The sequence below is a fragment of the [Clostridium] clostridioforme AGR2157 genome, assembly GCF_000424325.1.
In the GTDB taxonomy this organism is placed as follows: Bacteria; Bacillota; Clostridia; order Lachnospirales; family Lachnospiraceae; genus Enterocloster; species Enterocloster clostridioformis_A.
On sequence record NZ_AUJR01000055.1, the window covers coordinates 1 to 18,520 of the forward strand.

Below are 18,520 nucleotides of genomic sequence, written 5' to 3' on the forward strand. Positions count from 1 at the left end.
TGGAATATCGAGGTGAGTTATTATGAACAGAAAACGTTCTGGTCGTTATGCAGCTATATGTTACGCAGTCGGAAGGGAATCGAAATGTTGGTTAACCTGATCAACATCTCGTATTGTGCCATGAAGATACTGCCATATCAGGAAGAATCATTTTCAAAGTACCGTACAGAAAGTGTGCAGGAATTTCGGTTTGCCCTTAGTGAGCAAATCCGGCAGCAGGTATTTTATACCACTTTCGTGAGAAATATCGAAACCAGCATAAAATCCAGTGTTGTTATGAAAGCTTTAAAACAGTTAATTCGGCAACAGTGCTGGCATTTATAAAAGTTGTAAAGTCGTGTATATTTATAAAGACATTCGACGGATTCGATGTCTATGTCAATGGTAAAATGTTGTATTTTCCCAGTAGCAAGGCAAAAGAAATGCTCGCTATCATGGTTGAAAAGCGTGGAAGCAGTGTATCCTTATCCCAGATGACGTATCTACTGTATGAAAATATAGAAGAACGTATCGCAAAAAATAATTTAAGGGTTGTATACTATCGTCTTCGCATGAACTTAATGGAACATGGGATTGAACAGATACTGATTAAAAAGAGAGGAAGCTATGCCGTTGATACGGAACTGTTTGTCTGCGATTTCTACGAATTTATCAAGGGGAATCCGGATTACATAACTCTTTTTTCAGGGAGTTATATGCCTGAATATGCGTGGGCAGAGGATATGCTTCCTTACCTTCGAAACCTGTATCGAAAATATAACGGGGGACTCAAATGACAGGAATTATTGACATTCATGCCCATATTCTTCCGGGAATTGACGACGGCTCCAGGGATTGGGATGAAAGCAGGAAAATGCTGGAGGAGTCCTACCGCCAGGGAATCAGATACATTATTGCAACACCGCATTATTCAAGACGCGGCCTGAATCCTGACATATACGATTTGTCAGAAAAGCTGAGAGAAGAAGCACGGAGGATTGCACCTGATTTTCGGACTGGGCTGGGACAGGAAACATATTATCACGAGGGATTGGTTGAGAATCTTAGGGATGGGAAAGCCCTTACCCTGGATGGGAGCCAGTATGTACTGGTGGAATTTGACCCCCAGGTACCTTATATGAAGATGTATCAGGCTGTCAGGAAGCTGACGATGGCCAGATATATTCCAATCATTGCGCATGTGGAACGTTATGCATGTCTGAGAGAAGATACCAATATGTCTGAATTAGTCCAGTGTGACTGCAGACTGCAGATGAATTTCAGCAGCCTGAAGGGAAACAGCATGTTGGATAGAGAGGTTCGGTGGTGCCGAAAACAGATTATGCAGGGCAGGATTTATTGTCTGGGAACTGACATGCATCGGATGGATTACAGAAAGCCGGAAATTGAAGGGAGTTTCCAATGGTTGGTTAAGCATTTGGACGGACTCAAATTACATGGGCTGTTGCGGGGAAATGCAAAAAAGGTAATACAGAAAAAATAATACAAAAAAGATAATACAAAAAAGTAAAACAGGAGAACAGAAAGACGCATGGAAAAGACTTATGATGACGACGAGATTGAAATCGACCTTTTGGAACTGCTGGGGGAGTTTCGGCGGAAGATATGGATTATATTGGGTACCATTATACTGTTTGGCGGTGTAGCAGGTGCATTCAGTGCATTTGTGCTAACCCCTCAGTATAAATCCACCGCAATGGTTTATATTCTTTCAAAAGAAACCACATTGACATCACTGGCTGATTTGCAGATAGGAAGCCAGCTGACTAAGGACTATAAAATCATTGTGACAAGCAGAAGGGTCCTCAATCAGGTAATTGAAGATATGGAACTAAATCTTACATACAAAGAGTTAGTGGAAAAGGTTACCATTGATAATCCCCAGGATACGCGAATCCTCTCCATCTCTGTGGAGGATCCGGATCCCAACATGGCAAAATTGATTGCAGACAAGATTGCAGTCACATCTTCAGACTATATTGGTGACATCATGGAAATGGTACCGCCCAAATTAATTGAGGAGGGTGAGGTTCCAATCCTTAAATCTAGTCCGAGCAATACAAAGAATGCATTAATAGGTGGTTTTCTGGGGGCCGTGCTGGTATGCGGCTTTATTACAGTGCATGTAATCCTGAACGATACAATACGTACCGAGGAAGATGTTACAAAGTATCTTGGATTATCCGTACTTGCATCCGTGCCGGAACGTGAGGGAGAGAAGCCGGAAGATAAAGAGGCCATGATTTCCTCTAAATCAGGGAATAAGCCAGTGGTAGGAAAATCCAGAAAGAAGAAAAGGGGAGGCCGTGCATCATGAGTCAATTTGTTACACTAAACAGGATAATGAAGGATGACTATCATTATAATGAAGCTATCAAGACTTTGAGAACCAATATACAATTCTGTGGAAGCGGTATTAAGACAATCATGCTGACCAGTTCCCTTCCTGACGAGGGAAAAAGCGATATAACATTTGCCATGGCATCGTCCCTCGCCCAAATAGGTAAAAAGGTAGTGATGATAGATGCTGATATCCGTAAATCTGTCCTGGTTTCCCGTTACCATCTGGAGCGGGAGGTGTCCGGATTGTCACAATATTTAAGTGGACAAAGGTCGCTGGAGAATGTCCTCTATGATACAAATATAGAAAATCTCAGCATTATATTTGCAGGACCGTATTCACCGAATCCGGCAGATCTTTTGGAGGAGAGCCTGTTTGGAGACATGATTTCCAAATTGAAGGAAAAGTATGATTATATCATTGTCGATACGCCTCCCATGGGCAATTTGATAGACGGAGCGATTGTGGCCCGTCAATGCGATGGAGCAGTGATGGTGATTGAAAGCGGCTCCATAAGCTACCGGCTGGAGCAGCGGGTTAAGGGACAGCTGGAAAAAAGCGGATGCCGCATTTTGGGAGTGGTCCTCAATAAGGTGAATATGGAGAGAAATGGATACTACAGTAAGTACTATGGAAAATACGGGAAATATTCCAAATATGGTCATTATGGAAAATATGACAGATACGGGAAGGCAGAGGCATGAGCTGGCTCCGAAACCATAAGAATTTGGTATGCCGACTGGCTGTGGGTGCTGCGGCCCTTTCACTTACCTGTTTTATATGGACAGGTGTGAAACTGTATCGGGACAGGAAGGTCCTGGAGGCAGAGATTGCATCCAGAAATCATGGGAACCAGACGGAAGTACAGGAAGACAGCATGTGCAGTTTTAGCGGCGATGTTGTGGAATATAAGGGAAAACAGTACAGACGCAACAGCTATGTCAAGGCTATTTTGTGTATGGGGATAGACCGGTCGGGAAATATGACGGAGAAGACCACCACTGGTTTCGGAGGACAGGCGGACGGTTTATTTTTGATAGCCCAGGATACAGTAAGGAACACCATAAAGATATTGATGATACCCCGGGATACCATGACCGACATCATGCTCACTGATTTAAGCGGAAATGAGTTGGGAAAAGACATGCAGCATCTGAACCTGGCTTATGCGTATGGGGATGGACGGGAGAGAAGCTGTGAATATATGGTGGAAGCAGTATCTGAGCTTTTTGGAGGATTGAAAATAGAGTGGTACATGGCAGCTGATACAAATGCCATCCCTGTGTTGAATGATGAAGTCGGCGGGGTTACCGTAACCATTGGAACAGAAGGAATGGAATCCAGGGACCCGGCGCTGGTGAAAGGGGAAACCGTAACTCTGCAAGGAAAACAGGCGGAGATATTCGTTCGATACCGTGATATTCGTGTTGATCACTCGGCATTGTACCGGATGGACCAGCAGCAGCAATACATAAAAGGTTTTTTTGAGGCAGTCCAGAAGCATTCGGTTAAAGACAGCGGGCTTGTGGTCAGATTGTTTGACCGGGTTCAGGAATACATGGTTACTAATATGGCCAAGGACCAATATCTTAAAGTAGCCATGGACGCGGTGGGCAGTGGAAAACTGAGTGATGAAGATTTTTACACAGTGCCTGGTGAAGGCGTGGTGACCCCCAGATATGATGAATTTTATGCTGACAAAGAAGCATTGACACCTATACTGCTGGAGCTGTTTTATCGGGAGATTGAATAGGCTGGCAGTACAGAGAAACGCAATACCGGCGGGGACAGTAAAATACCGCAATATCCAGCATGGTATCATGCTGTTTATTGAATATAACTACTCTTAGGAGAGAAAGGAGAGGTGAAGGATATGAAAAAGAAATGCATAGCAGCTTTAGTGCTGGCAGCAGCTTTGGCATCACAGCCTGCATGGGTTTTTGCAGCAGGCAGTGCATCCAGCAGCGGCAGTGATGGCAGCGGTTCTATTAGCTCATCCAGCAGCAGTAGCAATAAAGGCACTACAAGCTCTAAGTCCAACACCACAGTATCTGTATCAGCTACTGGTGTCAAGACTACAGGCGCCACAACCAGTTCAAGCCCAACAGGCAGCACGATTGGCGTTGCAGTAGACACAGTAACGACTACAGGACAGCAGGTAACAACTAATTCCAAGGGAGAGGCTGTTATCGGCGACACCGCTGTTTCATTTGCAGACAGCGCAGCAGCAACAGCAGGACTTCCTTCTGATGTGGTATCAGCTATCAACGATATCAATGCGGGAAGACCACTGAACCAGGTTGTACAGGGTGTTGATCTGACAGGCTATAATGCTTTGACAGGAACACACGCAATCATTACCAAGGAAGCGGCTACCGGCGCTGTTAAGACTGGTGCAGTAGAGGTATCCCTGTATGTGCCTAACCTGGTTTCCAATGTAAACAACGTGCAGGTATTGTTCTATGACAATGCTACTGGCCAGTGGCAGCTGATTCCGGCTGTTAAGGTGGATCCGGTAACAAAAACAGTAGCTGTCAATGTTCCTGGGTCTGGTACATTATCCGTAGTGTATAAGAACTAGAGCATTGAGAAAATGCTGGCCGGGGGGGGGGGCAGAAAATGGCTGAAGCCGGGCCCCCCGGTTTTACAGAAGTACTTAGGAGAAAAGAGTGGTGGAAGAAAGATGTATCGAAAAACAGATAAAGGCTGGCTGAAGCATTGTGACTTTACCTTAATAGATGCAGTATGCCTTCAGGTCGCATATATTGCTGCATATTTTATACGCCAGGGGATCCGTTGGCCTTATGCCAGCCGGTTGTACCGAAATATGGCATTTGTATTTCTGTTCATACAAGTATTCGTAACTTTTTTTGGCGAGAGCTTTAAAAATGTGTTAAAGAGGGGAAAGTTTAAAGAGTTTACGGAAACATTGAAGCACGTATGCCTGGTTATACTGATTGCGGCTTTTTATCTGTTTGCGACTCAAAAGGGGGAAGAGTATTCCAGAATAACCTTAGTAACAACAGGTATTTTATATGTTGTTATTAGTTACATAGCCAGGATTTATTGGAAGAAATATTTATTAACAAGAGGTTTGGAAGGAAAAGGAAAGCGTTCTTTACTTATTCTTACATCCAAGGGAATGGTGGAAGAAGTGGTACAGAATATTCTAAATAAAAATTATGAATGTTTTCATATCATAGGTGTATCTTTGTTGGACGCGGATTGGGCTGGGAGAACTATAAATGGAGTAACCATAGTGACAGACAAAAATGGGATTGCAGAGTATGTGTGCCACGAATGGGTGGATGAAGTGTTTATAAATCTGCCAAAGGACATGCCTTTGCCCCAGGAGCTTATGGATGATTTCATTGACATGGGTGTCACCGTACATCTGAAGCTGATTGAGATGGGAAGGTTAAAGGGACAGATACAGCATGTGGAGCGTTTGGGAAATTATACGGTTCTTACCAGCTGCATTAATATGGCGTCGTGGAGACAGGCATTTGTTAAGAGGACCATGGATATTGCAGGTGGGATGTTAGGTTGTATATTGGCAGGAATATTGTTCTTGTTCGTGGCACCTTGTATCTATATTCAGTCACCGGGACCGATTTTCTTTTCGCAGGTGCGTATTGGAAAGAATGGCAAGAGATTTAAATTATATAAGTTCCGCAGTATGTATATGGATGCGGAAGAACGTAAAAAGGAATTAATGAATCAGAACCGTGTAAAAGACGGGATGATGTTTAAGATAGAGAATGACCCCAGAATTATAGGCGGAAAAAAGGGAATTGGAAATTTCATCAGGAATTATTCCATTGACGAGTTCCCTCAGTTCTGGAATGTGCTTAAAGGAGATATGAGCCTGGTGGGCACCAGGCCGCCTACTGTGGATGAGTGGGAGAAATATGATTTACGCCATAGGGTCAGGCTGAGCGTAAAACCAGGAATTACAGGTATGTGGCAGGTTAGCGGGAGAAGTGAGATTACGGATTTTGAAGAGGTCGTGAAACTGGATAAAAAATACATAACTGAGTGGAGGATGGGATTGGATATTAAGATTCTGTTTCAGACAGTGCAGGTTGTGTTGGGGAGAGACGGGGCGATGTAGAGCAGTGTAGGGATGGTGAGGGGATTGGCTTTTGGGGAATTGCCTTTTTTAAAGTTTGGTGCAAATAATAACAATTATTTGAGGAAGAACAGGGGATGGGAATGAAATGTCTGCTTGGCAATCTGTCATCTGCTTGCCTATTCATGACAGTAACAAGACGATACCATGCAGGACTTGATGAGGTAAACAGAGCAAGACTTCGCTTTGGGGGCGGTTTTAAACAAAGATGTATAGGTATTACGGTGTAACGATAAATGGTGCTTTAAGTGCGTTTGAAAAATGCCATGAATGATGCTTCACTTAAGAGGGGTTACAACGTCGCAGGTATAGGAATAGGATGGACTTATTAATCGTGGCTCTGACTAATGGCTAGCCGAAATTATTAGTTGGATTCTGATGGGCTATGGTGACAGGAATTATCATGCGTGTCATGGGCTGGATTCTATTATGCAAGCGAAAATTATTGCAGACGATTGACGGTGCTGATAATTACATTTTTACACGAAACTTCGGGTGAACATAGAAATTTAAGTTAAGGCTGATAAGTGATATTGGCATCGAGAAAAATCTATTTAGCAAACGGAATTTAGTGTGGTGGCTTGCGGGTACTGATAATTACATTTTTACGCAAAATTTAGCATGAACCATAGTTTTTTTAGTTGACGCTGATAAATGGGTTGAAGCTATTTTGCAAACGAAAATTCGGGTCATATGTTGCAGGGGCTGATAATTACATTTTTACGCAGAACTTTGGGTGAACATTGAATTTTGAGTTATTGCCGATAGGTTAAGTAAAGAGAAACGGGTCAGATGAAATTATCAGTTTAAGGAATAAACACCATGACAGGTTTACTTGAAAGGGTTTAGTGAAGAATGAGAACCACATTTAATAATAGAAGGAATTTGCTGTGGAAATTATTGTAAAACCAGATGATTTCCACAGTGAATATAGATAGATTTTTTACGAAGATTAAAGACGGATTGGAGCAACAAACGATGAGTTGTGTGGATTTACATGGAAAAACAATATTGGTTACAGGTGCAGCTGGATTCATTGGATCGAATCTGGTGAAGCGTCTTTATGCCGATGTGGCCGATGTGACCGTTATTGGCATTGACAATATGAATGACTACTATGACGTGAGATTGAAGGACGCAAGACTGGAAGAACTGTCTGGAAATCCTTCATTTATTTTTGTTAAGGGCAGTATCGCAGATAAGACACTAATTACAGAAATCTTTGAAAAGTATAAGCCACAGGTGGTTGTGAATCTCGCGGCACAGGCCGGTGTCAGATATTCCATTACCAATCCGGATGCATACATAGAGAGCAATCTAATCGGTTTTTATAACATTCTCGAAGCCTGCCGCCATCCTTATGATGGCGGAGCTGCTGGTGTGGAACATTTGGTATATGCTTCTTCTTCCAGTGTCTATGGTTCTAACAAGAAGGTGCCGTACAGCACCGATGATAAAGTGGACAACCCGGTAAGTCTTTATGCTGCTACCAAGAAGAGCAATGAGCTGCTGGCGCATGCGTACTCCAAACTCTACAACATCCCATCCACTGGTTTGCGCTTCTTCACAGTGTATGGCCCTGCTGGACGACCGGATATGGCGTACTTTGGCTTTACGAACAAGCTGCGTGAAGGCAAGACAATCCAGATTTTTAACTACGGCAACTGCAAGCGTGACTTTACCTATGTAGATGACATTGTTGAGGGTGTTGTCCGTGTGATGCAGAAGGCGCCTGATCGGGAGACTGGTGAAGATGGTCTGCCGCTGCCGCCATACAAGGTCTACAACATCGGCAACAACAGTCCGGAGAATTTGCTGGACTTTGTGGATATTCTTCAGCAGGAACTAATTCGTGCCGGGGTACTGCCAGAAGATTATGACTTTGAAAGTCATAAGGAGCTTGTCCCGATGCAGCCGGGTGATGTGCCTGTGACCTATGCAGATACGAGTGCTCTGGAACATGACTTTGGATTCAAGCCGAGTACCAGCTTAAGAGACGGACTTCGGAAGTTCGCAGAGTGGTATAAGGAATTTTATATGTAAATATGCTCAGCTAGTAGAGCGGTATTAATACCCACCAGTGTGGGAGAGGAGAAAATAATTATGAGAAACTTTAAAGATTTGAAAATTGCTGTTGCTGGCACTGGATATGTTGGCCTTTCTATTGCAACACTACTCGCTCAGCATCATATAGTTATGGCTGTTGATATCATCCCTGAAAAGGTAGAACTGATTAATAATAAGAAGTCTCCGATTCAGGATGAATATATTGAGAAATATCTGGCAGAAAAGGATCTGGATCTGACCGCTACACTGGACGCAAAGGAAGCGTACTCAGATGCTGACTTTGTGGTAATCGCTGCCCCTACAAATTACGATTCCAAAAAGAACTTTTTTGACACTTCTGCAGTTGAGGCCGTAATCAAACTGGTTATCGAATACAACCCGGAAGCTATTATGGTTATTAAGTCTACCATTCCGTTTGGATACACAGCTTCCGTGCGCGAAAAGTTCCACTGCGATAACATTATCTTCAGCCCGGAATTTTTGCGTGAATCCAAGGCACTGTACGACAATTTGTATCCTAGCCGTATCATCGTGGGTACAGATGTTGAGAATGCAAGACTGGTAAAGGCCGCACACACTTTTGCAGAGCTTCTGCAGGAGGGGGCCATCAAGGAAAATATTGATACTCTGTTCATGGGCTTCACCGAGGCAGAGGCTGTGAAGCTCTTTGCAAATACATACTTGGCTCTGCGCGTTTCATACTTCAACGAGCTGGATACATACGCAGAGATGAAAGGGCTAAATACCCAGCAAATCATTAACGGTGTCTGCCTTGATCCGCGTATTGGGACTCATTACAACAATCCGAGTTTCGGTTATGGTGGCTACTGCTTGCCCAAAGACACTAAGCAGTTGCTGGCAAACTATGCGGATGTGCCGGAGAATTTGATTGAAGCAATTGTTGAAAGTAACCGGACAAGAAAAGATTTCATTGCGGACCGTGTTCTTGAAATCGCTGGTGCTTATGAGGCGAATGACAGTTGGGATAGCAGCAAAGAAGGAGAGGTTGTGGTTGGTGTATACCGCCTGACCATGAAGAGCAATTCTGATAACTTTCGCCAGAGCAGTATCCAGGGCGTCATGAAGCGGATCAAGGCAAAGGGCGCAACAGTCATTATTTATGAGCCGACTCTGAAAGAGGGGGAGAAGTTCTTTGGATCTGTAGTTGTAAATGATCTAGAAAAATTCAAGGAGCGTAGTCAGGCTATTATTGCAAATCGTTATGATGGCTGCCTTGATGATGTAAAAGATAAAGTTTATACGAGAGATATTTTCCAGAGAGATTAATTGGGAGACGATTACATGAAAGGTATTATTTTAGCCGGAGGTTCCGGCACTAGGCTATATCCTCTGACTAAAGTGACATCAAAACAGTTACTTCCTATTTATGATAAGCCGATGATTTATTATCCGATGTCTGTTCTGATGAACGCAGGCATTCGGGATATTCTCATTATTTCCACGCCGCAGGATACGCCGAGATTCAAAGATCTTCTTGGAGACGGACATCAGTTCGGTGTGAACCTTGTTTATGCTGTTCAGCCTTCTCCAGACGGACTGGCACAGGCATTTATTATTGGTGCGGGTTTTATTGGTAATGATACGGTAGCGATGGAGCTAGGAGATAATATTTTTGCTGGGCACGGCCTGAAGAAGCGTTTGAAGGCCGCTGTGGAAAATGCTGAATCCGGTAAGGGAGCCACTGTGTTTGGCTACTATGTGGATGATCCTGAACGCTTCGGTATTGTAGAATTCAACAAAAACGGCAAGGCTATATCTATTGAAGAGAAACCGGAGCACCCGAAAAGCAATTACTGTGTGACAGGACTCTACTTCTATGACAATCGGGTTGTAAAGTATGCGAAGAATCTGAAACCGTCAGCCCGCGGTGAGTTGGAAATTACAGACCTTAACCGCATCTATCTGGAGAACGGTAATCTGAATGTTGAACTGCTTGGACAGGGGTTTACTTGGCTAGATACCGGTACGCATGAGAGTCTTGCGGATGCCACCAATTTTGTGAAAACTGTGGAGCAGCACCAGCACCGCAAAGTTGCGTGTCTGGAGGAAATTGCATATCTGAATGGCTGGATTTCCAAAGAAGATGTTCTGGTTGTATATGAAGTACTAAAGAAGAATCAGTATGGTCAGTATTTAAAAGACGTACTGGATGGAAAGTATCTGGATGTGTTGCACTAAGAGCTATCGCTATAAATAAGAAACAGAGGGGAATATAGAAGTGAAGAAGTATCTGGTCACCGGCTGTGCCGGATTTATTGGCTCAAATTTTGTTTATTACATGCTGAAGAAATACAGCGATATCCTGCTGGTCAATCTGGATAAGCTAACTTACGCAGGAAATCTTGAAAATCTCAAGGACGTAGAGGGAGATTCTCGTCACATCTTTGTACAAGGCGATATCTGCGATAAGGAGTTGGTCACTTCTTTATTTGAAAAATATGACTTTGACTATGTTATCAATTTCGCAGCCGAGTCCCATGTGGATCGCTCCATTGCCAATCCGGAGATTTTTGTCCAGACCAACGTGATGGGGACAGTCAACCTGCTTCAAAGAGCAAAAGAAGCGTGGTATGACGCTTCTACGAAGACCTGGAAAGAGGGTAAGAAGTATCTGCAGGTTTCCACCGATGAGGTCTATGGTGCTCTGGGTGCAGAGGGGTACTTCATGGAAACCACTCCTATCAATCCGCACAGCCCGTATTCTTCTTCCAAGGCCAGTGCCGACCACTTTGTTCAGGCATTCCATGACACCTATGGTATGCCTATCAACATCACTCGCTGCTCTAACAACTATGGCCCTTATCAGTTCCCAGAGAAGCTGATCCCACTAATGATTAACAATGTGAAGCATCACAAGCAACTTCCGGTGTACGGTGATGGTATGCAGATCCGCGATTGGCTGTATGTGGAGGATCATTGCAAGGCTATCGACATGGTAGCTAACGGTGGCAAGATTGGCGAGGTTTACAACGTGGGCGGCCACAATGAGCGTCCGAATATCTTTATCGTAAAGACCATCATTGAGCAGCTCCATGATCGGTTGAAGGATGATGGCATTTCTGAAGATCTCATCAAGCATGTGGAAGACCGTTTGGGCCATGACCGTCGTTACGGTATCGACCCGACCAAGATTAAGAATGATCTTGGCTGGTATCCGGAGACGACCTTTGAAAAGGGGATTGTTCTGACCATCGACTGGTATCTGGAGCATGAGGACTGGATGAACAATGTGACCAGTGGCAATTATCAGAAATACTACGAAGCGATGTATAAAGCAAAAACGGAAATCTGAAGTTCGCTACTAATGGAGAAGGTTGTGGGGAAAATGAAATTTTTTGTGACAGGCGTGAATGGCCAGCTCGGCCATGACGTCATAAATGAATTACATAAAAGAGGGTATGAGGGTGTTGGCTCTGATCTTGCGGGAACTTACTCCGGAGTTGCGGATGACTCGGCTGTGACAACGATGCCTTATGTCAGTCTGGACATTACCGACAAAGAAGCGGTCAAGAAGGTTATTACGGAAATTAATCCTGATGCGGTTATTCACTGTGCCGCATGGACGGCTGTGGATATGGCTGAGGACGATGATAAGGTTGAAAAAGTCCGTGCTGTCAATGCTGGTGGAACCCAGAATATTGCCGATTCTTGCAAGGAAATTGACTGCAAGATGCTCTATCTGTCCACGGACTATGTGTTTGATGGACAGGGAACAGAACCTTGGAAGCCAGACTGCAAGGAATATAAGCCTCTGAATGTTTACGGTCAGACCAAGCTGGAAGGTGAACTGGCTGTCAGCCAGACTCTGGAGAAGTACTTCATTGTCCGCATTGCCTGGGTGTTTGGCCTAAACGGTAAGAACTTCATCAAAACTATGATCAACGTGGGAAAGACCCATGATGAGGTTCGTGTGGTCAATGACCAGATTGGTACGCCGACCTACACATTCGATCTGGCGCGACTTCTGGTGGATATGTGTGAGACTGAAAAGTATGGATATTACCACGCTACAAATGAGGGTGGGTATATTTCTTGGTACGACTTCTGTTGTGAGTTCTATAAACAGTACGGATTGAAAACAAAAGTTACTCCGGTGACTACAGAAGAATATGGACTCAGCAAGGCGGCCCGTCCGGTCAATAGTAGGCTGGATAAGAGTAAGCTGGTAGAAGCAGGTTTTGCACCGCTTCCTACATGGAAGGATGCAGTCAGCAGATATCTAAAGGAAGCACAGCTTTAAGGAGAGAGACGATGGGACAGATAAATATTGAAAAGAATGTTGGTGGCATCGAAGGGCTTTGTGTAATCACGCCTGCTGTTCATGGCGATGCTCGTGGTTATTTCATGGAGACTTATAGCCAGAGAGATATGGAAGAGAACGGAATTAATATAAATTTTGTTCAGGACAATCAGTCTATGAGTACCAAAGGAGTGTTGCGTGGGCTTCACTTCCAGAAAAATTTTCCGCAGACTAAGTTAGTTAGAGTTATCAAAGGTTCCGTGTTTGATGTAGCTGTGGATTTGAGAAGTGGAAGTGAAACATACGGAAAATGGTATGGTATCGAATTGACTGAGGAAAACAAGAAGCAGTTTCTGATTCCGAGAGGATTCGCACACGGTTTCCTGGTACTGAGTGATACTGCTGAATTCTGTTATAAATGTGATGATTTTTACCACCCGAATGATGAAGGTGGCATGGCTTGGAATGACCCAGCAGAGATTGGTATTCAGTGGCCAAGGGTCGAAGGTGAGTATAAGGGCACAGCCAGTGCTGAAGGTTATCACTTAGAAGATGGTACAAAGTTGAATCTTAGTGATAAGGACCAGAAATGGCTGGGATTGTAAGATACATTTAAATTTTGAGGGATAAGTAAAGATGAAACATAAAAAGGAAAGACCGACTGTATGTTTGGTGTCCTCTTCTGGGGGCCATTGGGAGCAACTTCAGAAATTGAAACCTTTAATTGAAAAATATGACGGTTTTTTGGTGACAGAGAAAACACAGTTTAAAGCAGATGCAAAGTATCTAATGATTCAGACGGATTTAAAGGATAAACTCATGCTTCCAAAAATGATCGTCAATGGATGTCGGGCATTGAGAATCTGGCTTAAAGAACGGCCGGATTTTGTGGTAACTACAGGAACAATGGTTGCTTATCCTTTTTATCTACTTGCCGTGGTTACACATAAAAAATTTGTTTTTATTGAAACTTTCGGACGGGCAGATATGCCAACTGTTGCTGGAAGACTGATGGAAAAGCATTCTGATTTGTTTATTGTTCAGTGGGAGTCACAGGTCAAGCATTATAAAAAGGCTGTGTATGGTGGCTGCATATATTAAGTATAGCACTTGATATCAAGATGTGGAGGGAAGAGCGTTGATATTTGTAACGGTTGGGTCAAGAAATTATCCGTTTGACCGCTTGTTTAAGAAAATAGATGAATTATATGAAGATGGAACCCTTACAGAAGAAATGTTTGCGCAGACTGGGACCTCTACATATAAACCAAAGCATTATGAGTATAAGGATTTTATCTCACAGGACGAGTTCCTTACCAAGATAAATGAGGCGGACATTGTGGTTAGCCACGGCGCTTCGGGTTCCATCATGAAAGCTTTAAATGCAGGGAAAAAGGTTATTGCTGTAACCAGACTCGAAAAATATGGAGAACATATCAATGACCACCAGATTCAAAATAATGTAGCATTTGGAAGTAATGGATATGTACTTGTGGCAGATTATGAACTGACTGATCTAGGTGAGTGCTTTAAGAAAATTTATGATGGCACAGATGGATTGAGAAAATGGGAGAATACTGACCCTCTTCACATCCTTCATATGATAGATGAGTTTATTCAGGAGAATTGGTGATATGGAAGCAGCAAGAGAGAAGAGCGATGTTATACAAATAATGCGCGGGCTAGCAATTGTACTTGTGCTGTTCCGTCATGCAATTGCGCAGGTTAATGCTGATGTGGTGTTGGATGCGATAGAGGAAATTATCATTTGCTTTCATATGCCAGTGTTCTTTGTGATTGCCGGATTCCTGTTTCAGAAAGGTCTAACTAAATATATTCAAAAAGGCAAAATGAATTTCCTTGTTGGAAAGGCAAAGCATCTGCTGGTGCCCTATGTGTTCTGGACTATTCTGCTATGGTTGGGCGTCCAGATAGCCTGTATGAGTAGTTCTGCGGTGCATGCTAAAATGACAGAGATTGGGTTTGCACCAATGAGTATAGGAAACCTGTTATATGGTTTACTGACTTATCAGGTTTATTATACTGAGTATTTGTGGTTCTTATATGTGTTGTTTCTGTTTTTTGTGATTAACATTATTGCGGAACGTGCTGGTTCCACAATGTGGACCCTGTGGATATGGGGGCTGATAGGTATCCTCTCTTTATTTGTGACGCTTCCACACATTATAGAGCGAGTTATGGGTTGGGGAATCTTCTTCGCTTTTGGTATATTTGTTCAGAAAAACCAAAAAGTTGAAAAAATGAGCGGGGGGGGGGGGGGTACAGAGCATGTATATGCTTAATGTTTTTGATTGGTGTTTTGATTCGCCTTATGGGTTTGGATTCTGGTATAACATTAAAGTTGTTTTCGGTATTTATGCAGCTTGATAAATACTTGATTGGATTTGCGGGGGTTGGACTGGTATATATTCTGGCAATTGAGCTTAGTAAGATAAATGCAAAAAAGTTGGTCAAATGTATAGGTGATTACTCATTCGATATTTACTTGATGCATAATCCATATTGTGTAGCACTTAGTGCGATGGTCTTAAATAGAATGCTGGGAGTTCCGGCATACATATCGGTAGTAGCAGCGACAATTGTTGGCGTAGTTTTGCCAATGGTAGCAAGCAAATTAGTGATTCGAAAAGTGAAACTTCTGTCTACGATTATGATTGGAAGATAAAGATAGGGAGAAATTAGCATGGGATTTGTAGAACTTGAGAAGGCTGGAAAACGAATGTTTGAGCAGTTTCCTATCATTAAGAGATCTGCGAAGCGAGTTTATCAGCTTGTAAGTGTAGCAACTTCAAATGAGAAGATAAAATCTGAGGGCGATGTGGTTAGGGTGTCACCTGATGATGGATATGAATATTTCTATGGATATTATGATAAATCTCCGTGGGATGCAGCTGATCGTTATATGATCTGCATCAAAGTGAAACAGGCGTATAAGTCAGTAGCTCCGAAAGAGCCTGGCATTGTAGGCGTGATTGACACTCAGAATAATAACAAGTTTATTAAAATTGGTGTTACCCATTCATGGAATGTGCAACAAAGTTGTATGGCTCAGTGGATGGGACCGGACTTTAAGAGTCGTATTCTGTACAATGACTTTCGAGATGGACATTATTGCTCAGTAATTTATAATTTTGAGGCTAAGAAAGAAGAAAAAGTACTTCCAATGGCAGCCTATGATGTTGCTCGAGACGGAAGCTTTATCCTTAGTCTGGATTTTTCGCGTCTGCACAGGATGCGTCCTGGTTACGGGTACTCGAATTTGCCGGATACGACCAAGGGAGTATTATGCCCTGATCAGGGATGCATCTGGAAGGTGGATGTTGTTGACGGCAATATTACGGAGCTCTTTAAGTATACCGATTTTGCAGCATTTGAACCAGATGGGAGCATGAACGGTGCCGAGCATAAAGTGAATCATTTGATGATTAGTCCGAACTGTAAGCGGTTTATGGTATTACATCGTTGGTTCCAGAATGGCCGTAAGCATACAAGGTTGGTTACAGTAAATATTGATAAAACGGAAATGTATAATCTTAGTGACGATGTGTTCGTTTCGCATTGCTACTGGAAAAATGATAGTGAAATTCTGTCATTTCTTCGAAAGAAAGAAACGGGAGACCACTATTATTTAATGAAGGATAAGACACAGGAATATAAGATGTATTGGCCTCGTTTAGCGACGGATGGTCATTGCAGTTATTCGCCGGATGGGACACTAATTGTAACAGACTCTTACCCGAATAGAAAAAGAATGGCTTTCGTTTATTTGTGTAAAGAAGAGCAGGAACAACCAGTCAGAATAGCAAAGGTATTTTCGCCATTCAAGTATGATAATGATTGTCGTTGTGACCTGCATCCTAGATGGAATCGTGGGGGAACAAAAATTTGTATTGATTCGGTTCATGAAGGAAAGCGTGGACTATATGTGATTCCTATCGCAAAGAAGGACATCCCGGTTATTCCAGGAGCAAAACCTGAATATAAGAAGGGCAAATATAAGATCGTTTATGTCATTACAAACTGTAAGAACAGCGGTCCAATGAATCAGACATTAAATATTATCAAGAATCTCGATAGAGATTTGTTTGAACCTATTGTAATAACGCTGTTTCAGGAAGATTTGGGGAACTCGGTCATTCAAAGGTATTTAGATGTTGTTCCTGAATTCCATTGCCTTGGTATGAGTAAAATAAGTTCAGTTGTCGAAGGTAAAAATAAGCTAGCCAAATTATTAAGTGAAATAGAACCGAATTTGATTCAAGGATTGGGGATGCCTCCGTATACAATGAGTCTGGCCTATTCAGATGCAGTACATTTGGTGACTTTGCGAAATTATTGTTATCAAGACTACCCCGACAAATATGGGAAACAGTTAGGCAATCTCCTTGCACATAAAGATATGCATCTGATTGCTGAGCAGTTAAAGAAAGGGGAAGTTTTTGTTACCTGCTCGCAAAGTCTGTCGAAGATTTACAAACAAAAACATGGCATGGAATTTAAATTCATTCGGAACGGTGTTGATATTGGTCAGTATAGTTACGCAGATGAAGCAAAGAAAAAGGAAATGAAAGTTCAGCTTGGTCTGCCGCTTGATAAGATAATCGTGGCCTACTCCGGACAGTTTATTGATAGAAAGGATCAGTCTTTTGCTATTGAAGGTATTCTGGCATCAAAATCAGCTGGGAAAATCTATATGGTTCTCATGGGAGCAGGACCGAACCTTAATGCGATTCGTGAAAAATACGCAAACGATGAAAGGTTACTGTTCACTGGCAATATTAATAACGTGAGCGATTACTTACAGGCTTCGGATATATATGTATCAGCCAGTAAAAGTGAAGGGATGCCGAATGGAGTATTAGAAGCAATGGCAACTGGATTACCTGTATTACTTAGTGATATTCCTCAGCACCTCGAAGTATTGGAGATTAATGATCAATATGGAATGAGTTATCATCTGGGCGATCGAGAGGACTATATCAGTAAGTTTGATGAAATGATGGAAAAAGATTTGCAGCATATGGGACAGGAAGCAAGTAAAACAGCAAACAAAGAACTTTCGGCTGCAATCATGAGTCAGAGATATCAAAAACTCTATCTTGAGTTAATTGGAAAGAAATAATATGTAGGGGTGGAGAAATGAACAAGATTGGGTTAAACGATCTAAAGAAGATAATATGGAAAATAAGGTATCTAAGAAATCCGGTCGAATACGCAAGAAAGAAAGGCGTTAAAATTGGAGCCGGAAACAGCTTTGTGGATCATCCTAATTTTGGCTCTGAACCTTATTTGATATCGATTGGTGACCATAATAGGATTTCATTTGGATGTGCTTTTGTTACACGACGGTGGAAGATGGGTACTCGATTATTTGTATCCTGAAGATAAACCGTTCTTGAAGTTTGGAAAAATTGAAATTGGTAATAACAACTTTTTTGGCGCAAGAGTTATCGTTAATCCCGGAACCAGAATTGGAGATAATTGTGTAATTGCAGCCGGGAGTATCGTTACCAAAGATATACCCTCTGGAGAAGTCTGGGGGGGGGGGGGTGTGGTACCAGCCAAGCGGCTTATGTCAATTGATGAATATAAAGAAAAACTTATTAACAATAAAAATATATTTGATCTTAATGCATTTGAGAAGAATAGGCGCAATGAATTGATTCGCGTACTAATGGAAGAATAGCGTACGGAGGAT

At 42.6% G+C, this 18,520-nt stretch carries 20 protein-coding genes; all 20 read left to right on the plus strand.

All coding sequences use genetic code 11. The features are described from left to right. On the plus strand, positions 1-324 hold a 324-nt coding region (locus tag G614_RS0119355; protein ID WP_027643274.1), incomplete at its 5' end, for a hypothetical protein. Positions 325-389: 65 nt separating this feature from the next. Further along, complete coding sequence (locus G614_RS0119360; protein ID WP_242828144.1) at positions 390-776, plus strand: hypothetical protein; 387 nt, start codon at positions 390-392, stop codon at positions 774-776. Next, positions 773-1,483 carry a CpsB/CapC family capsule biosynthesis tyrosine phosphatase gene (locus G614_RS0119365; RefSeq protein WP_027643276.1) on the plus strand — a complete coding sequence of 237 codons (711 nt, stop codon included), beginning with the start codon at positions 773-775 and terminating at the stop codon, positions 1,481-1,483. Before G614_RS0119360 ends, G614_RS0119365 begins: the two co-directional genes overlap by 4 nt. Positions 1,484-1,531: 48 nt before the next feature. Next, a complete protein-coding gene (locus tag G614_RS0119370; RefSeq protein WP_027643277.1) occupies positions 1,532-2,317 on the plus strand; it encodes a YveK family protein in 786 nt (261 codons plus the stop codon). Further along, entirely contained in the window at positions 2,314-3,045 is a 732-nt protein-coding gene (locus G614_RS0119375) for a CpsD/CapB family tyrosine-protein kinase (RefSeq protein WP_027643278.1), read from the plus strand. The genes G614_RS0119370 and G614_RS0119375 overlap by 4 nt, the downstream gene beginning before the upstream one ends. Beyond that, positions 3,042-4,094: an LCP family protein gene (locus G614_RS0119380; protein WP_027643279.1), complete on the plus strand. Its 1,053-nt coding sequence runs from the start codon at positions 3,042-3,044 to the stop codon at positions 4,092-4,094. Before G614_RS0119375 ends, G614_RS0119380 begins: the two co-directional genes overlap by 4 nt. A 120-nt stretch (positions 4,095-4,214) precedes the next feature. After that, positions 4,215-4,922 (plus strand): hypothetical protein, encoded by a 708-nt coding sequence (locus G614_RS0119385; protein ID WP_027643280.1) that lies wholly within the window; start codon positions 4,215-4,217, stop codon positions 4,920-4,922. A 102-nt stretch (positions 4,923-5,024) separates the two neighbouring features. Further along, positions 5,025-6,455 carry a sugar transferase gene (locus tag G614_RS0119390; RefSeq protein ID WP_027643281.1) on the plus strand — a complete coding sequence of 477 codons (1,431 nt, stop codon included), beginning with the start codon at positions 5,025-5,027 and terminating at the stop codon, positions 6,453-6,455. Positions 6,456-7,451: 996 nt separating this feature from the next. Next, positions 7,452-8,516 (plus strand): NAD-dependent epimerase/dehydratase family protein, encoded by a 1,065-nt coding sequence (locus G614_RS0119395; RefSeq protein WP_027643282.1) that lies wholly within the window; start codon positions 7,452-7,454, stop codon positions 8,514-8,516. Between the two features lie 60 nt (positions 8,517-8,576). Next, a complete protein-coding gene (locus tag G614_RS0119400) occupies positions 8,577-9,827 on the plus strand; it encodes a nucleotide sugar dehydrogenase (RefSeq protein ID WP_027643283.1) in 1,251 nt (416 codons plus the stop codon). Between the two features lie 15 nt (positions 9,828-9,842). Further along, positions 9,843-10,739, plus strand: a complete 897-nt coding sequence (gene rfbA, locus G614_RS0119405; protein ID WP_027643284.1) for a glucose-1-phosphate thymidylyltransferase RfbA — start codon at positions 9,843-9,845, stop codon at positions 10,737-10,739. A 40-nt stretch (positions 10,740-10,779) separates the two neighbouring features. Further along, a complete protein-coding gene (gene rfbB / locus G614_RS0119410; RefSeq protein WP_027643285.1) occupies positions 10,780-11,853 on the plus strand; it encodes a dTDP-glucose 4,6-dehydratase in 1,074 nt (357 codons plus the stop codon). Between the two features lie 33 nt (positions 11,854-11,886). Continuing rightward, complete coding sequence (gene rfbD / locus G614_RS0119415; protein ID WP_027643286.1) at positions 11,887-12,801, plus strand: dTDP-4-dehydrorhamnose reductase; 915 nt, start codon at positions 11,887-11,889, stop codon at positions 12,799-12,801. Between the two features lie 11 nt (positions 12,802-12,812). Continuing rightward, on the plus strand, positions 12,813-13,406 hold the full coding sequence (gene rfbC / locus G614_RS0119420) for a dTDP-4-dehydrorhamnose 3,5-epimerase (RefSeq protein ID WP_027643287.1): 594 nt from the start codon (positions 12,813-12,815) through the stop codon (positions 13,404-13,406). Between the two features lie 31 nt (positions 13,407-13,437). Next, the gene (pssD, locus tag G614_RS0119425) at positions 13,438-13,902 is read left to right on the plus strand and encodes a PssD/Cps14F family polysaccharide biosynthesis glycosyltransferase (RefSeq protein WP_027643288.1); all 465 of its coding nucleotides are present in this window, start codon (positions 13,438-13,440) and stop codon (positions 13,900-13,902) included. Between the two features lie 37 nt (positions 13,903-13,939). After that, on the plus strand, positions 13,940-14,434 hold the full coding sequence (locus tag G614_RS0119430; RefSeq protein WP_027643289.1) for a glycosyltransferase: 495 nt from the start codon (positions 13,940-13,942) through the stop codon (positions 14,432-14,434). A 1-nt stretch (position 14,435) separates the two neighbouring features. Then, complete coding sequence (locus G614_RS33405; protein ID WP_027643290.1) at positions 14,436-15,104, plus strand: acyltransferase family protein; 669 nt, start codon at positions 14,436-14,438, stop codon at positions 15,102-15,104. Next, positions 15,104-15,487 carry an acyltransferase family protein gene (locus tag G614_RS33410; protein ID WP_027643291.1) on the plus strand — a complete coding sequence of 128 codons (384 nt, stop codon included), beginning with the start codon at positions 15,104-15,106 and terminating at the stop codon, positions 15,485-15,487. Before G614_RS33405 ends, G614_RS33410 begins: the two co-directional genes overlap by 1 nt. A gap of 18 nt (positions 15,488-15,505) precedes the next feature. Then, positions 15,506-17,944, plus strand: a complete 2,439-nt coding sequence (locus G614_RS30380) for a glycosyltransferase (protein ID WP_080664562.1) — start codon at positions 15,506-15,508, stop codon at positions 17,942-17,944. A 213-nt stretch (positions 17,945-18,157) separates the two neighbouring features. Next, positions 18,158-18,508, plus strand: a complete 351-nt coding sequence (locus tag G614_RS28125; protein WP_207637855.1) for a DapH/DapD/GlmU-related protein — start codon at positions 18,158-18,160, stop codon at positions 18,506-18,508. Positions 18,509-18,520: the final 12 nt, after the last annotated feature.